The organism is Corallococcus terminator (assembly GCF_003611635.1).
GTDB classification, from domain to species: Bacteria; Myxococcota; Myxococcia; order Myxococcales; family Myxococcaceae; genus Corallococcus; species Corallococcus terminator.
Genome location: NZ_RAVZ01000747.1, coordinates 1 through 773, shown reverse-complemented (window position 1 = coordinate 773; position 773 = coordinate 1). Strand labels below are relative to the sequence as shown.

General features: G+C 65.8%; 1 protein-coding gene. It reads left to right on the top strand.

Annotated elements, in window-relative coordinates; translation table 11 throughout:
- Positions 1–307: 307 nt before the first annotated feature.
- Complete coding sequence (locus D7V88_RS42825) at positions 308–571, top strand: hypothetical protein (protein WP_147449173.1); 264 nt, start codon at positions 308–310, stop codon at positions 569–571.
- Positions 572–773 lie beyond the last annotated feature (202 nt).

Genomic DNA, 773 nt, shown 5'->3' with positions numbered 1-773 from the left:
GGGCCGGCACAGGCTCCGGGGACGTCCACCTGTACGGACGTTGCACCCTCAAACGGCGGGAACCTGCGCTGGCTGCCCCGCCCCCATCCATCCAGAAAACCGAATCATGACTGAGTCTTCCTCCCCTCTCCCCTTCCGACCCAAGCACAAGGACATTGTCCTCTGTCCCATCTGCGAGCGTCCGGGCGAATTCCACCTTCGCATCGGTGCGGACGGTTCCCCTGATGAGAACAGGGGCTCCGTCCTCCACTCCGGTGAGAACTCACCCAACCGCGACCCGAGCCACGTCGCGACGACCAAAGCGTGCATGCTCTTCGCGAAGCACATGCCGTCCGTCCGCCTCGCTCCGGTTTCCGCTGCCTCCCCGTCCGGCGATCCGCTGGCGGAACTGCCCGATGACTTCACCCTCCGCCGGCCCGGAGCCTTCCTGAAACTGGATGTCAACGCGGTAACACCCCTGGGCGACATCGTCACCCTTGTGGAGGAGCTGCCCCTCAACCAGCGCGATGACCAAGAGCCCATCCTCACCGCTGACAACGACCCTACCGTCCCCTGGCCCAGCGAGAGGTAGCCGGCCCGGCAGTTTCCACTGACTGCAGCTCCTGCGGGATGCGCATGCCTCACTCCTCGTTCACCCCGCTCCCCGTCAAACTCCGCCGACGCGCACGAATGCTCGTCGGCGGCGCTGTTCTCCTTCTCATCGCGTCCTGGCTCCTCCCCTGGACTGCAGCCGCTCCCTGCGTCGCCCTCGCTGTATTCCTCCTTCACCGCGC